Source organism: Serratia marcescens subsp. marcescens ATCC 13880 (assembly GCF_017299535.1).
In the GTDB taxonomy this organism is placed as follows: Bacteria; Pseudomonadota; Gammaproteobacteria; order Enterobacterales; family Enterobacteriaceae; genus Serratia; species Serratia marcescens.
Map to the genome: position 1 here is coordinate 834,782 of NZ_CP071238.1, position 16,981 is coordinate 851,762.

Here is a 16,981-nt window from a genome sequence, read left to right on the forward strand (position 1 = left end):
AAACTGCGTGATTCAGTGTGTAATGATTATGCCTGGCTAGGCAGCAGCGCCGCAGGCAGCAGCGATGTCAGGTGACCGGCCGCCAATAGCTGGCTGGCGGCTTCAATGTCGGGGGCGAAGAAACGATCCTTGTCGTAGAAACTGACATGCTCGCGCAGCAGACGGCGCGCCTGCTCCAGACCTTCCGAGGTCTTCAGGCCGTTGCGGAAATCCAGGCCCTGGCAGGCGGCCAGCCACTCGACCGCCAGAATGCCGCGCACGTTGTCCGCCATGCTCCACAGACGGCGGCCGGCGGCCGGCGCCATGGAAACGTGGTCCTCCTGGTTGGCGGAGGTCGGAATGCTGTCGACGCTCGATGGATGCGCCAGCGCTTTGTTTTCGCTGGCCAGCGCCGCGGCGGTGACCTGAGCGATCATGAAGCCGGAGTTCACGCCGCCGTTCTCCACCAGGAACGGTGGCAGCTGCGACATGTGTTTGTCCATCATCAGCGAGATGCGGCGCTCGGACAGCGAACCGATTTCGGCGAATGCCAGCGCCAGGTTATCGGCGGCCATCGCCACCGGTTCGGCGTGGAAGTTGCCGCCGGACAGCACGTCACCCTGCTCGGCGAACACCAGCGGGTTATCGGAGACGGCGTTGGCTTCGATCTCCAGCACCTCGGCGGCCTGACGGATCTGCGTCAGGCAGGCACCCATTACCTGCGGCTGGCAGCGCAGGGAGTAAGGATCCTGCACTTTTTCACAGTTGCGGTGCGAGTCGGAGACTTCGCTGCGCGCGCCGAGCAGGTGGCGGTAGGCGAGGGCGGCGTCGATCTGGCCGCGCTGGCCGCGCACCTCGTGGATACGCGCATCGAACGGGCTGCGGGAGCCCAGCGCCGCTTCCACCGTCAGGCTGCCCGCCACGGTCGCGGCGGCGAACAGGTCTTCCGCGTCGAACAGGCCGCGCAGCGCGAAGGCGGCGGAGACTTGGGTGCCGTTCAGCAATGCCAGGCCCTCTTTCGCCGCCAGCGTCAGCGGTTTCAGGCCGGCTTTGGCCAGCGCTTCGGTCGCCGGCAGCCATTGGCCCTGATGGCGCGCCTGGCCTTCGCCCAGCAGCACCAGACTCATGTGCGCCAGCGGCGCCAGGTCGCCAGAGGCGCCGACTGAGCCTTTCAGCGGGATATGCGGATAGACTTCGGCGTTGACCAGCGCGATCAGCGCCTGGATAACTTCCAGGCGAATGCCGGAGAAGCCGCGCGACAGGCTGTTGATCTTCAGCACCATGATCAGGCGCACCAGATTGTCGTCGGTCGGCTCGCCCACGCCGGCGGCGTGTGACAGCACGATCGAGCGCTGCAGATTTTCCAGATCGTCGCGGGCGATGCGCGTCGAAGCCAGCAGGCCAAACCCGGTGTTGATGCCGTATGTGGTGCGGTTTTCTTCAACGATGCGTTCGACGCAGGCCACGCTTTGCTGGATTGGGGCATAGGCGTTGTCGTCCAGCGTCAGCGTCACCGGGTGTTGATACACGTCGCGTAGCTGGGCCAGCGTCAGTTTGCCCGGGCGAATAGTCAGCGCTTTCATGCTTTTTCTCCTTGGGTCGCGGCAACCATCGGCAGGTTCAGGCCTTGCTCGCGGGCGCAGTCGATAGCGATATCGTAACCGGCGTCGGCGTGACGCATGACCCCGGTAGCCGGGTCATTGTGCAGCACGCGGGCGATGCGCTCGGCGGCTTCGTCGGTGCCGTCGCAGACGATCACCATGCCGGAGTGTTGGGAGAAGCCCATGCCGACGCCGCCGCCGTGGTGCAGGGAAACCCAGGTGGCGCCGCTGGCGGTGTTCAACAGGGCGTTCAGCAGCGGCCAGTCGGAAACCGCATCGGAACCGTCTTTCATCGCTTCGGTTTCACGGTTCGGGCTGGAAACGGAGCCGGAATCCAGGTGGTCGCGGCCGATGACGATCGGGGCGGACAGTTCGCCGCGGCGAACCATCTCGTTGAACGCCAGACCCAGCTTGGCGCGCTGGCCGAGGCCAACCCAGCAGATGCGCGCCGGCAGGCCCTGGAAGCTGATGCGCTCGCGCGCCATGTCCAGCCAGCGATGCAGGTGTTCGTCATCCGGGATCAGCTCTTTCACCATGGCGTCGGTTTTGTAGATGTCCTGCGGATCGCCGGACAGCGCCGCCCAGCGGAACGGCCCGATGCCGCGGCAGAACAGCGGACGGATGTAGGCCGGCACGAAGCCCGGGAAGTCGAAGGCATTGTCGACGCCGGTTTCTTTCGCCATCTGGCGAATGTTGTTGCCGTAGTCGAAGGTCGGCACGCCCATCTGCTGGAACGCCAGCATGGCTTTGACGTGATCGGCCATCGACTGCTTGGCGGCGGCGACCACCTTGGCCGGCTCGGTCTGGGCGCGCTGGCGATACTCTTCCCAGCTCCAGCCCTTCGGCAGGTAGCCGTTCAGCGGATCGTGGGCGCTGGTCTGATCGGTGACCATGTCCGGGCGCACGCCGCGGCGCACCAGCTCAGGCAGGATTTCCGCCGCGTTGCCGCACAGGGCGATGGAGATGGCTTTGCCTTCTGAGGTGTATTTCTTGATGCGGGCCAGCGCGTCGTCCAGATCTTTGGCCTGCTCATCGACGTAGCGGGTTTTCAGACGGAAATCGATGCGGCTCTGCTGACATTCGATGTTCAGCGAGCAGGCGCCCGCCAGCGTCGCGGCCAGCGGCTGCGCGCCGCCCATGCCGCCCAGACCGGCGGTCAGCACCCAGCGCCCCTGCAGGCTGCCGTCGTAATGCTGGCGGCCCGCTTCGACGAAGGTCTCATAGGTGCCCTGAACGATGCCCTGGCTGCCGATGTAGATCCAGCTGCCGGCGGTCATCTGGCCGTACATGGCCAGGCCTTTGGCGTCCAGTTCGTTGAAGTGTTCCCAGGTCGCCCAGTGCGGCACCAGGTTGGAGTTGGCGATCAGCACGCGCGGCGCGTTGCTGTGGGTTTTGAATACGCCGACCGGCTTGCCGGACTGCACCAGCAGGGTTTCGTCCTCTTCCAGCGTTTTCAGGGTTTCGACGATCTTGTCGTAGCAATCCCAGTCGCGCGCGGCGCGGCCGATGCCGCCGTACACCACCAGCTCATGTGGGTTCTCCGCAACTTCAGGATCGAGGTTGTTCATCAGCATGCGTAACGGCGCTTCGGTCAGCCAGCTTTTTGCGTTTAATTGTGTGCCGCGTGGCGCGCGTACATCGACATTGCGAACTTTGTTATTTGTAGTCACAGCATTTTCCTCAAACAGTATCGGTGCAGATTCCATGCCGCGGTGGGGATGAGTACCACGGCATAACAATGCGTAGGGCTTATTAACATATACTTGTATGTACAAGCATATGCAACACTGACCAGTTGCCGCTGAAAAGTGGCATAAGAAAAAGTTATTTTCTTTTTATATCAGGTTGATATGCGATTTTTTATCACCGGCTTCATATGCGAAAAGCCGGAGAAAAGTGAGCTGTTCGGCAAAAATAAATTAAAATTGACTCATTTTTGGGCGGCTAGTCACAATATTTTTACAGACTGATTACAGTTGGCGGCGGAGGATAAACAAGCCCTATCACCGCGGGAAGAAAGCCCGCCGTGGGCGGGCTTGCCAGGCTCAGGCGGCCGGTTGCAGCATCGGCTTGCGGCTCATCTTGCACACCGTGGCGATGGCGGCGATCAGCGCCGGTACGCACAGGAACATCAGGATGCTCTGCACTTCCCACTGCATCGCCAGCAGTTGGGCGCCCATCATGGTGCCGGCGACGCCGCCGAAGCGGCCGATGCCCTGCATCCAGGCGATGCCGGTGGCGCGGCTGTGGGTCGGGTAGAAGGTGGCCGCCAGCGTTTGCAGCCCGGACTGCGCGCCGTTCATGGTGACGCCCATCAGGAAGATGAAGGCGCCCAGCAGCACGATCTGCTTGTCTTCGGTGGCCATCGCCACGATCAGCAGGGCGGTGACGACAAAGCCGCTCGAGACCACTTTGTGCGCATTCCAGCGGTCCATCAGCCAGCCGGCCACCAGGATGCCCAGCGTGCCGCCGAAGGTGAACAGCGAGGTGAGCATCGCCGACTGTTCCAGCTGATAGCCCAGCCCCTGCATCAGGATTGGCATCCAGCTCAGCAACACGTAGTAGATCACCAGCCCCATGAAGTAGGTCACCCACAGCATCAGCGTGCCGAGCAGGTAAGGGCGGCTGAACAGCAGGCCGACGCTGGTCTTGGCCTGCGTCAGCTTCTCTTCGTACAGGTAAAAACGCGTCACGCCGTCGAGGCTCTGGCTGACGAAGCGTTGCGCGATGCGTTTGATCTTCGCCGCATCCTGCCCGCGGTTGACCATATATTTGACCGATTCCGGCAGCAGCAGGATCAGCAAAACCGTCAACGCCAGCGGCGCAATGGCGCCGAGCAACAGCACGCTGTGCCAGCCGTAGCTCGGGATCAGCCACGATGAAATGGCGCCGCCGCCGGCCGCGCCCAGCGGAAAGCCGCAATACATGGTATTGATCGCCAGCGAACGGCAGCGCTGCGGCGCGTATTCGGAGATCAGCGTGATAGCGTTGGGCATCGCCGCTCCCAGCCCGAGGCCGGTGAGGAAACGCCACAGCGTCAGGCTATTGAGCGAGCCGGCGTAGGCGGTGGCCAGGCTCGACAGGCCGAAGAACAGGCAGGAAAACACCAGCACGCGCTTGCGGCCGATGCGGTCGGAGATTGGCCCGGCTATCAGCGCGCCGAGCGACAGCCCCAGCAGCGCGGCGCTCAGCACCGGCCCCAGATCCTGCTTCACGATGCCCCAGTCTTTGGCGACCGAGGGGGCGATATAGCCCATGGCGGCGGTATCGAAACCGTCGATGGCGAGGATCAGGAATCCGAGAATGATCAGTGTCCAGTGAAACAGCGAAAACTTGCTGTCGTCGATGGCCTGTTGAATATTTAACTCGCTGGTGGAATGAGTCATGGCACCCTCTAAACGCAGATGTAGTCGTGATGAATAGTACGTGGCCGAGACTGACGCTCGGCTTGTGTTTGCTTGTATATACATCTGCGCGTCGGCGCTTTATGTCAAATATAATTATCTTATTTGTTAACTGCGTGTTGTTTTCTGTGGAGCAGGTTGCACCGCGAATGAAAGGCCTAAGACCGGTTAACAAATTAAATGAACGCCATTGGCGGTGAGATATGCTGGCGGCGGCGCGGAGGAAAAAATTTAATACAATTTTGGCCGTTTGGTCGCCGGGCCGGAATCTGCGATAATCGTTTTTTACTTTTCCAGATTGAGAAACCGATGCAGTACCCGATCAACGAGATGTTCCAAACCTTGCAGGGCGAAGGCTTTTTCACCGGCGTGCCGGCCATTTTCATCCGCCTGCAGGGCTGCCCGGTAGGGTGCAGCTGGTGCGACACCAAACATACCTGGGAAAAGGAAGCCCATCGGGAAGTAGACCTGCAACGGATCCTGGTCAAAACAGAAGAGAGCGACGCCTGGGGCAATGCCAGCGCCGAGCAGCTGTTGGCGGTGATGCGCCAACAAGGCTACACCGCGCGCCATGTGGTGATCACCGGCGGCGAACCCTGCATTTACGATCTGGCGCCGCTGACCGAGCTGTTCGAACAGCACGGCTACCGTTGCCAGATTGAAACCAGCGGCACCCACGAAATTCGCTGCTCCGCCAACACCTGGGTGACGGTTTCGCCCAAGGTGAATATGCGCGGCGGCATGAAGGTGTTGGATCAGGCGCTGCGGCGCGCCGACGAGGTGAAGCATCCGGTGGCGCGCGAGCGCGACATCGAGGCGCTGGATGCGCTGCTGGCGACGTTGCAGGATGACAAGGCGCGCATTATCGCGCTGCAGCCGATCAGCCAGAAAGAAGAGGCGACCCGTCTGTGTATTGAAACCTGTATCGCGCGCAATTGGCGGCTGTCGATGCAGACCCACAAGTATCTGAACATCGCCTAAAATCAGGGCGCCATTGCGGCGCCCTTTCTTTTAACCTTTATATACGCATCCCGCAGTACAGGTCTCTTTCACCATCACCGCCGTCAATTCCGGCAGCTGGGGCTTGAGCTGCTGCCAAATCCAGGCGGCGAGCACTTCGCTGGTGGGATTTTCCAATCCTGGAATATCGTTCAGATAATGGTGATCCAGCCGTTCCCAGATCGGGGAAAACACAGCCTTGAGCTCGGCGAAATCCATCACCCAACCGGTGTGGGGATCCACTTCACCGGTCACTTCCAGACGCACCATAAACGAATGCCCATGCAGACGGCCGCATTTATGGCCCTCCGGCACGTGCGGCAAGCGGTGTGCGGCTTCAAACTGAAAATCTTTAAACAGCGTGGTTGCCATTATTACGGCCTCATTGACTCAAAAACCGCCGCATAGTACCGGAAAGCGCGTCTGCTTGCCATTTATACCGTTATGGTCTACCGCCGCGGTAACCGCGCCCGGTTAACACTTTTTTTGTTTGGTGTTTGCGGCACCTATCGGCTGGGGTTATGAGTCGAAATGTTGAACGGTGAAAAAATGATGAAAAAAAGCGCTTTAATTTCATCTGGATAAAAAACTTTGTTTAACGGTTTAAGCGTTATCCCTTACCAGAAAAACAGCTTAGTCATTTTGGTTATGATTTATTGCTATCCCTTATTTAATCGTTGCTATTCTGCTCGGTAACCTTACAAACTCTCCTGATCTTTTCCGCACACCCGACGCAGCGAAGAGACAGCGACTGGCACTGGCGCGCGCCTGGCAGGAAAGGCGCTAAGTATAGGAAATAAGTACAGCAATGACGACTCAGGCTCCTCCAACATCTTTGCTCCCGCTGACGCCCGAACAGCTGGCGCGCCTGCAGGCGACGATCGGCGACTATTCGCCGACGCAGCTGGCGTGGCTGTCCGGTTATTTTTGGGGCATGGTCAATCAACAGCCCGGAGCCGTGGCCATTGCGCCTGTTGCCCCTGCGGCTGCCGCCGGCATCACCATCATTTCCGCTTCGCAGACCGGCAATGCGCGCCGCCTGGCGGAGCAGCTGCGCGACGATCTGCTGGCCGCCAATCTGAGCGCCACGCTGATCAACGCCGGCGACTACAAGTTCAAGCAGATAGCTCAAGAGCGCCTGCTGGTGATCGTCGCTTCCACGCAAGGGGAAGGCGAGCCGGCGGAAGAAGCGGTGGCGCTGCATAAATTCCTGTTTTCGAAGAAGGCGCCGAAGCTCAATGACACCGCGTTTGCGGTGTTCGGGCTGGGCGACACCTCTTATGAGAATTTCTGCCAGTCAGGTAAAGATTTCGACGGCAAGCTGGCCGAGCTGGGTGCCGAGCGCCTGGTGGAGCGCGTGGATGCCGACGTGGAGTACCAAGAGCTGGCCGCCGCCTGGCGCAAACAGGTGGTGTCGGTGCTGAAGGCGCGCGCGCCGGCGGAAAGCGCCGCGCCGGGCGTGTTGGCCAGCGGCGCGGTTGACCTGATCGACAGCAGTCCGTACAGCAAGGAACAACCGCTCACCGCCCAACTGGCGGTCAAGCAGAAAATTACCGGCCGCGCGTCGGATAAAGACGTGCGCCATATCGAGATCGATCTGGGCGACTCCGGCCTGCGCTATCAGCCGGGCGATGCGCTCGGCGTATGGTTCGACAACGATCCGGCGCTGGTGGACGAACTGGTGCAGCTGTTGTGGCTGAAAGGCGACGAGCCGGTTGAGGTGGAAGGGCAGACCCTGCCGCTGGCGCAGGCGCTGCGCAGCCATTTCGAGCTGACGCAGAACACCACGCCGATCGTCGATAAATACGCCGCGCTGTCGCGCGACGAAACGCTGATCGGCCTGCTGGCGGATAAAGCCGCGCTGCAGCATTACGCGCACAACACGCCGATCGTCGACATGGTGCGCCAGGCGCCGGCGGATCTGAGCGCCGAACAGCTGATCGGCCTGCTGCGTCCGCTGACGCCGCGCCTGTACTCCATCGCCTCTTCGCAGGCGGAGAACGAAAGCGAAGTGCACATCACCGTGGGCGTGGTGCGTTACGACATCGACGGGCGCGCCCGCAGCGGCGGCGCCTCCGGCTTCCTGGCGGATCGCCTGGAGGAGGACGGCGACGTGCGGGTGTTTATCGAGCACAACGACAACTTCCGTCTGCCGGCCAACCCGGAAACGCCGGTGATCATGATCGGCCCGGGCACCGGCATCGCGCCGTTCCGCGCCTTTATGCAGCAGCGCGACGCGGACGGCGCCGGCGGCAAAAACTGGCTGTTCTTCGGCAACCCGCACTTTACCGAAGATTTCCTGTATCAGGTCGAATGGCAGCGCTACGTGAAAGACGGCCTGCTGACCCGCATCGATCTGGCTTGGTCCCGCGACCAGCAACATAAAATATACGTACAAGACAAACTGCGCGAACAGGGCGCGGAAGTGTGGCGCTGGATTCAGGAAGGCGCGCACATTTACGTCTGCGGCGATGCCAATCGCATGGCGAAAGACGTGGAAAACACATTACTGGAACTGGTGGCCGAGCACGGTGGCATGGATACCGAGCAGGCGGATGAATTTTTAAGTGAGCTGCGCCTTGAGCGCCGTTATCAGCGAGATGTTTACTGATGAGTGATAAACACCCCGGGCCTTTGGTAGTCGAAGGCAAACTGGCCGATGCGGAGCGCATGAAGAAGGAAAGCAACTTCCTGCGCGGCACCATCGCCGAAGATTTGAACGACGGCCTGACCGGCGGCTTCAACGGCGACAACTTCCTGCTGATCCGTTTTCACGGCATGTACCAGCAAGATGACCGCGACATTCGCGCCGAACGCGCCGAGCAGAAGCTGGAGCCGCGCCACGCCATGATGCTGCGCTGTCGCCTGCCGGGCGGCATCATCAGCCCGCAGCAGTGGCTGGGCATCGACAAGTTCGCGCAGGAGAGCACGCTGTACGGCAGCATTCGCATCACCAACCGCCAAACGTTCCAGTTTCACGGCATTCTGAAAGGCAACGTCAAACCGGTGCACCAGCTGCTGAACCGCTTGGGGCTGGACGCGCTGGCGACCGCCAACGACGTGAACCGCAACGTGCTGTGCACCTCCAACCCGGTGGAGTCCGAGCTGCATCAGGAAGCCTACGAGTGGGCGAAGAAGATCTCCGAACACCTGCTGCCGCGCACCCGCGCCTACGCAGAGGTGTGGCTGGATCAGGAGAAGGTGGCCACTACCGACGAAGAGCCGATTCTGGGGCCGACCTACCTGCCGCGCAAATTCAAAACCACGGTGGTGATCCCGCCGCAGAACGACGTCGATCTGCACGCCAACGACATGAACTTCGTGGCGATCGCCGAAAACGGCAAGCTGGTGGGCTTTAACCTGCTGGTGGGCGGCGGGCTGTCCATTGAGCACGGCAACAAGAAAACCTACGCGCGTCAGGCCAGCGAGTTCGGCTACATTCCGCTCGAACATACGCTGGCGGTGGCGGAAGCGGTGGTGACCACGCAGCGCGACTGGGGCAACCGCACCGATCGCAAGAACGCCAAAACCAAATACACGCTGGAGCGCGTCGGGGTGGACGTTTTCCGCGCCGAAGTGGAAAAGCGCGCCGGCATCACTTTTGCGCCGATTCGGCCGTATGAATTCACCGGCCGCGGCGATCGCATCGGTTGGGTGAAGGGCATCGACGATCAGTGGCACCTGACGCTGTTTATTGAGAACGGCCGCCTGCTGGACTATCCGGGGCGCCCGCTGAAGACCGGCATGGCGGAGATCGCCAAGATCCATAAAGGCGACTTCCGCCTGACGGCGAACCAAAACGTGATCATCGCCGGCGTGCCGGAAAGCGAAAAGGCGAAGATTGAAGCCTTGGCGCGCGATCATGGCCTGATCGACGACGAGATCAGCGAGCAACGCAAAAACTCGATGGCCTGCGTGTCGTTCCCGACCTGCCCGCTGGCGATGGCGGAGGCCGAGCGTTTCCTGCCGCAGTTTGTCACCAAGGTGGAAGGGATCATGCATCGGCACGGGGTGGGTGACGAGCATATCGTGCTGCGCATCACCGGCTGCCCGAACGGCTGTGGCCGCGCGCTACTGGCGGAGCTGGGGCTGGTGGGCAAGGCGGTCGGCCGCTATAACCTGCATTTGGGCGGCAACCGCGAAGGCACACGCATTCCGCGCATGTACCGCGAGAACATCAACGAAGATGAGATCCTGAGCGAGATCGATCTGCTGGTGGGGCGCTGGGCGAAGGAGCGCAACGCCGGCGAAGGTTTCGGCGACTTCACCGTTCGCGCGGGCATCGTCAAACCGGTGCTGGATCCGGCGCGAGATTTTTGGGAGTGAGGCCGGCGGCCCCTGGGCAGAGGGGCCGCACAGGTCATTTCAAGTATCAGGAGAGACAACATGGCTGAATTCGATCTGGCGGCGCTGAACGCGTTGCCCAAATCCGGGCAGGCGCTGGCATTAGCGGTGGTCAATGGCCAACTGGAGACCCTCAGCGCCGAACAGCGCGTTGCATGGGCGCTGGAGCATCTGCCCGGCGAATTCGTACTCTCGTCCAGTTTCGGCATTCAGGCGGCGGTATGCCTGCACCTGGTGACGCGTATCCGGCCGGATATCCCGGTGATCCTGACCGACACCGGTTATCTGTTCCCGGAAACCTATCGCTTTATCGATCAACTGACCGACCAACTGAAGCTGAATCTGCAGGTGTTCCGCGCGGAGCAGTCTCCCGCCTGGCAAGAGGCGCGCTATGGCAAGCTGTGGGAGCAGGGCGTGGAAGGGATTGAAAAATACAACCAGATCAACAAGGTCGAGCCGATGAACCGCGCGCTGGAAACGCTGGGTGCGCAGAGCTGGTTCGCCGGCCTGCGGCGCGAGCAGTCCGGCAGCCGCGCCAATCTGCCGGTACTGGCGGTGCAGCGTGGGGTGTTCAAGATCCTGCCGATCATCGACTGGGACAACCGCAAGATTTACCAGTATCTGACCGAACACGGGCTGAGTTATCACCCGCTGTGGGAGCAGGGTTACCTGTCGGTCGGCGATACCCACACCACCCAGAAGTGGGAGCCGGGCATGAGCGAGGAAGAGACGCGTTTCTTCGGCCTGAAGCGCGAGTGCGGCCTGCACGAAGGCTAAACGAGGCGAATCACACGACAGGGCTCAGCAATGCTGGGCCCTGTTTTTTTGCGGGCTACTTTTTCTTCTGTGGTTTCGGCGGGTGCGCCTGCGCCAGCTCTTTGATCAGCGGCAGCAGGATCTGCACGCTGTCGCGGCTGCGTTTGTCGATCCGCCCCGGCAGGTAGCGATCCAGATACTGCAGATTGTCATACTGCGGACGGTGCCAGGTGACGCCCTGCGGGAAGTGCGGGCTGACGGCGCGCTGTTGGTAGCCATCTTTGTCGCCCAGCGACCAGTTGGTGGCCTCCACCGACAGCACCGGGATGCCAGCGGCGTCGAACACCTCTTGATCGGAGCAGCAGCCGGTGCCTTTCGGATGCTGTGCGCTGCCCGGATTGGTGGCGGCGGCGATGCCGTAGCGATGGGCGATATCCAGCGCGCGATCGCGGGAACGCTTCGCCATTTGCGGCGGCGTGTTGCGACCGGCGTTGAAATACAGACGATCGCCGGTGATCAGGCTGTCGAGGTTGATCACCAGCACGGTGTTGCTTTTCTCTTCCGCGCTCATGCGTTGCAGGTAGTTCTGCGCCCCCAGTGAACCGATCTCTTCGGCGCTGGTGGCGACGAAGCGCAGGCCGTAGGCGGTGGGAATGTTCTTCAAGCGTTCCGCCAGTTCCAGCATCACGCCGATGCCGGAGGCGTTGTCGTCGACGCCCTGCAGCGTCAGGCCGCCGAGGTTGTTATCCAGATCCTCATCGCTCTGCGGCGTATAGGTGTCGAAGTGGGCGATGACCACGATCTGTTTTGGGCTGTCGCCGTTGCGGGCGGCGATCACCGAGCTGGCGGTGACGTTGTTCCAGTTCTTCTTGCCGTCTTTGCTGGTGTAGAGATAGCGCGTATTGACGCTGCGAATGTCGCTTTGGTAACCCATCTTGCTGAATTGCTGCTTCAGATAGTCGGCGGTGAGCAATTCTGCCGGGCTGCCCGCCATGCGGCCGGGGAAGTAAGTGGCGATGTGGCGGGTCTGTTCGGCGGCGAAACGGCCCATTGGCGCGTCTTTTACGGGCTGTGCGGCACAAACGCTGAAGACGCCGCCGAGTGCGAGGGCCAGCAGGCTGGTCTTCAGGTAAAAACGGGAAAACATACCGAAAAATCCTTCTTTGCTATCGGCGCTGCCGATCATTTTTCTTCGGCACCCAGTATGAGACGCCGGGCGGCATTACACAATTTCCCTGTCTCTTAATTTCGTACGAACGCGCAAACCGCCGCCGTGAGTATTACCGTTTGCCTCCTGCATTGCGGCCTATATTCCATAAAGGAACTAATCATTCCTTTTCGTCATTTCAGAGGCTAAATCTCAGCCCGTATAGTCACACTATCTTTCTGTTATATGAAAAGGCTGTTGTGGACTATCTACCAATATTCGCCGACCTGAAACAACGCCCGGTACTGGTCGTTGGCGGTGGTGACGTGGCTGCGCGCAAAGTCGATCTGCTTCAGCGCGCCGGGGCTGAAATACGGATAGTTGCGCAGTCGCTCTCACCGGAACTGGAACAACAACGTCAGCAAGGGCAGGTGCTCTGGCTGGGGAAAAGCTTTGATCCGCAGCAGTTGGACGACGTGTTTATGGCGATCGCCGCCACGGACGACAACGCGCTGAACGCCGCGGTGTTCGCCGAGGCGGATAAACGCCGGGTGTTGGCCAACGTGGTGGACGATCAGCCGCGCTGCTCATTCATTTTCCCGTCGATCATCGATCGCTCGCCGCTGGTGGTGGCGGTGTCGTCCAGCGGCCAGGCGCCGGTGCTGGCGCGACTGCTGCGCGAAAAGCTGGAGGCGTTGCTGCCCGCCAGTTTGGGGCAGATGGCGCAGGTGGCGGGCCGTTGGCGCGGCCAGGTCAAACGGCGGTTGGCTTCGATCGGCGAACGTCGCCGTTTCTGGGAGAAAACCTTCGGCGGCCGTTTCGCCACGCTGGTGGCCAACGGCCAGACGGCGCAGGCGGAACGGCAGCTGGAGCAGGATTTACACCGCTTCGCCGCAGGCGATGAAGGCGCACAGGGCGAGATCGCCCTGGTGGGCGCCGGGCCGGGCGACGTGGGGCTGTTGACCCTGCGCGGGCTGCAGGTGATGCAGCAGGCGGACGTGGTGCTGTATGACCATCTGGTCAGCGGCGAGATCCTCGATCTGGTGCGCCGCGACGCCGAACGCATCTGCGTGGGCAAGCGCGCCGGCGCGCACTCGGTGATCCAGGAAGAGACCAACCGGCTGCTGGTGGAGCTGGCGCAGCAGGGCAAACGCGTGGTGCGCCTCAAGGGCGGCGATCCGTTCATCTTTGGCCGCGGCGGCGAAGAGCTGCAGGTGGCCGCCGCCGCCGGCATTCCGTTCCAGGTGGTGCCGGGCGTCACGGCCGCCGCGGGGGCGACCGCCTACGCCGGCATTCCGCTGACGCATCGCGATCACGCGCAGAGCGTGACCTTTATCACCGGCCACTGCCGCCCGGACGGCGATGGTCTGGACTGGGCCGATCTGGCCCGGGCGCGGCAGACGCTGGCTATCTACATGGGCACCATGAAGGCGGCGGACATCAGCCAACGTCTGATCGCCCACGGTCGCGACGCCGCGACGCCGGTAGCGGTGATCAGCCGCGGCACGCGCGCCGATCAGCAGGTGCAGATCGGCACGCTGGAACACCTGGAATACCTGGCCCAACGGGCGCCGCTGCCGGCGCTGCTGGTGATTGGCGAAGTGGTGGAACTACACCATCAAATCGCCTGGTTCGGGCATCAATCGCAGACGGAAGGGGCCGCGCGCCCGGCCGTCGTGAATTTGGCATAGGCAAGGCTTTTAAGGATCTGTTATGGACGAAAAACGACTCACTCATTTGCGGCAATTGGAGGCGGAGAGTATCCATATCATCCGTGAAGTCGCCGCTGAATTCGCCAACCCGGTGATGCTGTATTCCATCGGCAAAGACTCTTCCGTGATGCTGCATTTGGCGCGCAAGGCGTTCTTCCCCGGCACGCTGCCGTTCCCGCTGCTGCATGTCGATACTGGCTGGAAGTTCCGCGAAATGTACGAATTCCGCGATCGCACCGCGAAGGAGTACGGCTTCGAGCTGCTGGTGCATAAAAACCCGGAAGGGGTGGCGATGGGCATCAACCCGTTCGTGCACGGCAGCGCCAAGCATACCGACATCATGAAAACCGAGGGCCTGAAGCAGGCGTTGAACAAGTACGGTTTCGACGCTGCCTTCGGCGGTGCGCGGCGCGACGAGGAGAAATCGCGCGCCAAAGAGCGCATCTATTCGTTCCGCGATCGCTTCCACCGCTGGGATCCGAAAAACCAGCGGCCGGAGCTGTGGCACAACTACAACGGCCAGATCAACAAAGGGGAGAGCATCCGCGTGTTCCCGCTGTCGAACTGGACCGAGCTGGATATCTGGCAGTACATCTTCCTGGAAAAGATCGACATCGTGCCGCTGTACCTGGCGAAACCTCGCCCGGTGGTGGAGCGCGACGGCATGCTGATGATGGTGGACGACGATCGCATCGATCTGCAGCCGGGTGAAGTGATCAGCCAGCGCATGGTGCGTTTCCGCACCCTGGGGTGCTGGCCGCTGACCGGCGCGGTGGATTCGCAGGCGCAAACCCTGCCGGAGATCATCGAAGAGATGCTGGTCTCCACCACCAGCGAACGCCAGGGGCGGATGATCGATCGCGATCAGTCCGGCTCGATGGAGCTGAAAAAGCGTCAAGGGTATTTCTAAGGAGCCGCCGGATGAACAACGCAATTGCACAACAAATCGCTGACCAGGGCGGCGTCGAGTCCTACCTGCACGCGCAGCAGCACAAGAGCCTGCTGCGCTTTCTGACCTGCGGCAGCGTCGATGATGGCAAAAGCACCCTGATTGGCCGCCTGCTGCACGATACCCGCCAGATCTACGAGGATCAGCTGTCGACGCTGCACAGCGACAGCAAACGCATCGGTACTCAGGGCGAAAAGCTCGACCTGGCGCTGCTGGTGGACGGCCTGCAGGCCGAGCGCGAGCAGGGCATCACCATCGACGTGGCCTATCGCTATTTCTCGACCGAAAAACGTAAATTTATCATCGCCGATACCCCGGGGCATGAGCAGTACACCCGCAACATGGCCACCGGCGCCTCGACCTGCGATCTGGCGATCCTGTTGATCGACGCGCGCAAAGGGGTGCTGGATCAGACTCGCCGCCACAGCTTTATCGCGACCCTGCTGGGCATTCGCCATCTGGTGGTCGCGGTAAACAAAATGGATCTGGTGGACTATCAGGAAGCGGTGTTCGAGCAGTTCAAACAGGATTACCTGACCTTCGCCCAGCAGTTGCCCGGCGATCTGGACATCAAGTTCGTGCCGTTGTCGGCGCTGGACGGCGACAACGTGGCGAGCGAAAGCGCCCATATGCCGTGGTACAGCGGCCCGACGCTGCTGGAAGTGCTGGAGAGCGTTGATGTGATCAGCGAGCGAGAAAACCAGCCGCTGCGTTTCCCGGTACAGTACGTCAACCGCCCGAACCTCGATTTTCGCGGTTATGCCGGCACGCTGTCCGCCGGCGTGGTGCGGGTGGGGCAACGCATCAAAGTGCTGCCTTCCGGCGTGGAGTCCAGCGTGGCGCGCATCGTGACTTTTGACGGCGATCTGCAAGAAGCGGTGCCGGGCGAGGCGATTACGCTGGTGCTGAAAGATGAAGTGGACATCAGCCGCGGCGATTTGCTGGTCGACGCCGGCGAAAACCTGCAGGCGGCGCAGAGCGCGCGGGTGGACGTGGTATGGATGGCCGAGCAGCCGCTGGTGCCGGGCCAGAGCTACGACATCAAGATCGCCGGCAAAAAGACCCGCGCCCGCGTGGAGAGCATCCGCCATCAGGTGGAGATCAACACGCTGGCGCAACACCCGGCCGATACATTGCCGCTCAACGGCATCGGGTTGGTGGAGCTGACCTTCGACGAACCTCTGGTGCTGGACAGCTATCAGAGCAATCACGACACCGGCGGGCTGATCTTCATCGATCGCATGAGCAACGTCACGGTTGGCGCCGGTCTGGTGCGTGAAACGCTGCAGGCCGCATCGGCGGCGCGCGGAGAATTCAGCGCCTTCGAGCTGGAGCTGAATGCGCTGGTGCGCAAGCACTTCCCGCACTGGGGCGCCCGCGATCTGCTCGGTGGCCGATAAGGTGGCCGCTGAACTGAGGGCGACCGGGCCGGACGATGAGAACGTGGTTTGGCATCCGCACGCGGTCACGCGCGCGGATCGCGAAGCGCGCAACGGCCACCGCGGCGCGGTGCTGTGGTTTACCGGGCTGTCCGGCTCGGGCAAATCCACCGTCGCCGGCGCGCTGGAGCAAGCGCTGCATGGGCTTGGCGTCAGCACCTATCTGCTGGACGGCGATAACGTGCGCCATGGTTTGTGCCGCGATCTCGGTTTTTCCGACGAGGATCGGCGCGAGAACATCCGCCGGGTGGGAGAAGTGTCCAAACTGATGGTGGATGCCGGGCTGGTGGTGCTGACCGCGTTCATTTCGCCGCACCGCGCCGAGCGGCAACTGGTGCGCGAGATGCTCGGCGACGATCGCTTTATCGAGGTGTTCGTCGACACGCCGTTGGCGATCTGTGAGGCGCGCGATCCGAAGGGATTGTATAAGAAAGCGCGCGCCGGCGAGCTGCGCAATTTCACCGGTATCGACGCGGTTTATGAGGCGCCGCAGCAGCCGGAAATCCACCTCGACGGCCAACAATTGGTAACAAATTTGATTGCGCAATTGTTAGACGTGTTGCGTGGTCAGGCTATTATCAAACCCTGAATTCAAAAAAAGCGTGTGGCGTTTTTCGCCATGCGCTTTTTACTCTAAGCCGCCGCAGAGCG

Annotated in this window: 13 protein-coding genes; 8 read left to right on the forward strand and 5 right to left on the reverse strand. The window is 61.5% G+C overall.

Translation table 11 applies throughout. The features are described 5' to 3' along the window. Positions 1 to 26 precede the first annotated feature (26 nt). The 3 genes from hutH to J0F90_RS03840 all read right to left on the reverse strand — a co-directional run bounded on the left by hutH (position 27) and on the right by J0F90_RS03840 (position 4,966). The gene (gene hutH, locus J0F90_RS03830; RefSeq protein WP_019455102.1) at positions 27 to 1,562 is read right to left on the reverse strand and encodes a histidine ammonia-lyase; all 1,536 of its coding nucleotides are present in this window, start codon (positions 1,560 to 1,562) and stop codon (positions 27 to 29) included. Continuing rightward, positions 1,559 to 3,250, reverse strand: a complete 1,692-nt coding sequence (gene hutU, locus J0F90_RS03835) for a urocanate hydratase (RefSeq protein WP_025159649.1) — start codon at positions 3,248 to 3,250, stop codon at positions 1,559 to 1,561. Before hutU ends, hutH begins: the two co-directional genes overlap by 4 nt. Positions 3,251 to 3,625: 375 nt before the next feature. Beyond that, complete coding sequence (locus tag J0F90_RS03840; RefSeq protein ID WP_015376678.1) at positions 3,626 to 4,966, reverse strand: MFS transporter; 1,341 nt, start codon at positions 4,964 to 4,966, stop codon at positions 3,626 to 3,628. Between the two features lie 327 nt (positions 4,967 to 5,293). Between J0F90_RS03840 and queE the strand changes: the two genes are divergently transcribed. Beyond that, a complete protein-coding gene (gene queE, locus J0F90_RS03845; RefSeq protein WP_004932641.1) occupies positions 5,294 to 5,965 on the forward strand; it encodes a 7-carboxy-7-deazaguanine synthase QueE in 672 nt (223 codons plus the stop codon). A gap of 30 nt (positions 5,966 to 5,995) precedes the next feature. Here the strand turns inward: queE and queD are convergent, their stop codons facing one another. After that, positions 5,996 to 6,355, reverse strand: coding sequence for a 6-carboxytetrahydropterin synthase QueD (queD, locus tag J0F90_RS03850; protein WP_004932638.1), 360 nt, complete (start codon positions 6,353 to 6,355; stop codon positions 5,996 to 5,998). Positions 6,356 to 6,791: 436 nt separating this feature from the next. On the opposite strand from queD, the gene cysJ reads away from it, so the two are divergent. Genes cysJ through J0F90_RS03865 form a run of 3 tightly spaced genes read left to right on the forward strand, consistent with a single transcriptional unit; the run spans position 6,792 to position 11,104 of the window. Beyond that, positions 6,792 to 8,594, forward strand: a complete 1,803-nt coding sequence (cysJ, locus tag J0F90_RS03855; RefSeq protein WP_033641277.1) for an NADPH-dependent assimilatory sulfite reductase flavoprotein subunit — start codon at positions 6,792 to 6,794, stop codon at positions 8,592 to 8,594. Further along, positions 8,594 to 10,309 carry an assimilatory sulfite reductase (NADPH) hemoprotein subunit gene (gene cysI, locus J0F90_RS03860; RefSeq protein ID WP_016929053.1) on the forward strand — a complete coding sequence of 572 codons (1,716 nt, stop codon included), beginning with the start codon at positions 8,594 to 8,596 and terminating at the stop codon, positions 10,307 to 10,309. The genes cysJ and cysI overlap by 1 nt, the downstream gene beginning before the upstream one ends. Positions 10,310 to 10,369: 60 nt before the next feature. Next, complete coding sequence (locus J0F90_RS03865) at positions 10,370 to 11,104, forward strand: phosphoadenylyl-sulfate reductase (RefSeq protein ID WP_016929052.1); 735 nt, start codon at positions 10,370 to 10,372, stop codon at positions 11,102 to 11,104. A gap of 55 nt (positions 11,105 to 11,159) precedes the next feature. On the opposite strand, the gene J0F90_RS03870 is transcribed toward J0F90_RS03865, so the two are convergent. Then, positions 11,160 to 12,230 (reverse strand): aminopeptidase, encoded by a 1,071-nt coding sequence (locus J0F90_RS03870; RefSeq protein ID WP_033641488.1) that lies wholly within the window; start codon positions 12,228 to 12,230, stop codon positions 11,160 to 11,162. A 260-nt stretch (positions 12,231 to 12,490) separates the two neighbouring features. On the opposite strand from J0F90_RS03870, the gene cysG reads away from it, so the two are divergent. From cysG to cysC, 4 genes are read left to right on the forward strand one after another with little or no spacing between them, the layout of a single operon-like run. Next, positions 12,491 to 13,921, forward strand: coding sequence for a siroheme synthase CysG (gene cysG, locus J0F90_RS03875; RefSeq protein ID WP_033641278.1), 1,431 nt, complete (start codon positions 12,491 to 12,493; stop codon positions 13,919 to 13,921). Positions 13,922 to 13,943: 22 nt separating this feature from the next. Then, the gene (gene cysD / locus J0F90_RS03880; RefSeq protein ID WP_004932620.1) at positions 13,944 to 14,852 is read left to right on the forward strand and encodes a sulfate adenylyltransferase subunit CysD; all 909 of its coding nucleotides are present in this window, start codon (positions 13,944 to 13,946) and stop codon (positions 14,850 to 14,852) included. A gap of 11 nt (positions 14,853 to 14,863) precedes the next feature. Continuing rightward, positions 14,864 to 16,291 (forward strand): sulfate adenylyltransferase subunit CysN, encoded by a 1,428-nt coding sequence (gene cysN, locus J0F90_RS03885; protein ID WP_016929049.1) that lies wholly within the window; start codon positions 14,864 to 14,866, stop codon positions 16,289 to 16,291. Further along, complete coding sequence (cysC, locus tag J0F90_RS03890) at positions 16,230 to 16,919, forward strand: adenylyl-sulfate kinase (RefSeq protein WP_080286893.1); 690 nt, start codon at positions 16,230 to 16,232, stop codon at positions 16,917 to 16,919. The genes cysN and cysC overlap by 62 nt, the downstream gene beginning before the upstream one ends. Positions 16,920 to 16,981: the final 62 nt, after the last annotated feature.

What these genes read in the sequence shown, in the direction of transcription:
- cysC (WP_080286893.1), top strand. Translation starts at nt 16,230, where the DNA reads ATGCGCTGGTGCGCAAGCACTTCCCGCACTGGGGCGCCCGCGATCTGC.
- cysI (WP_016929053.1), top strand. Translation starts at nt 8,594, where the DNA reads ATGAGTGATAAACACCCCGGGCCTTTGGTAGTCGAAGGCAAACTGGCC.
- cysJ (WP_033641277.1), top strand. Translation starts at nt 6,792, where the DNA reads ATGACGACTCAGGCTCCTCCAACATCTTTGCTCCCGCTGACGCCCGAA.
- queE (WP_004932641.1), top strand. Translation starts at nt 5,294, where the DNA reads ATGCAGTACCCGATCAACGAGATGTTCCAAACCTTGCAGGGCGAAGGC.
- cysN (WP_016929049.1), top strand. Translation starts at nt 14,864, where the DNA reads ATGAACAACGCAATTGCACAACAAATCGCTGACCAGGGCGGCGTCGAG.
- queD (WP_004932638.1), bottom strand. Translation starts at nt 6,355, where the DNA reads ATGGCAACCACGCTGTTTAAAGATTTTCAGTTTGAAGCCGCACACCGC.
- hutH (WP_019455102.1), bottom strand. Translation starts at nt 1,562, where the DNA reads ATGAAAGCGCTGACTATTCGCCCGGGCAAACTGACGCTGGCCCAGCTA.
- J0F90_RS03870 (WP_033641488.1), bottom strand. Translation starts at nt 12,230, where the DNA reads ATGTTTTCCCGTTTTTACCTGAAGACCAGCCTGCTGGCCCTCGCACTC.
- J0F90_RS03840 (WP_015376678.1), bottom strand. Translation starts at nt 4,966, where the DNA reads ATGACTCATTCCACCAGCGAGTTAAATATTCAACAGGCCATCGACGAC.
- cysD (WP_004932620.1), top strand. Translation starts at nt 13,944, where the DNA reads ATGGACGAAAAACGACTCACTCATTTGCGGCAATTGGAGGCGGAGAGT.
- J0F90_RS03865 (WP_016929052.1), top strand. Translation starts at nt 10,370, where the DNA reads ATGGCTGAATTCGATCTGGCGGCGCTGAACGCGTTGCCCAAATCCGGG.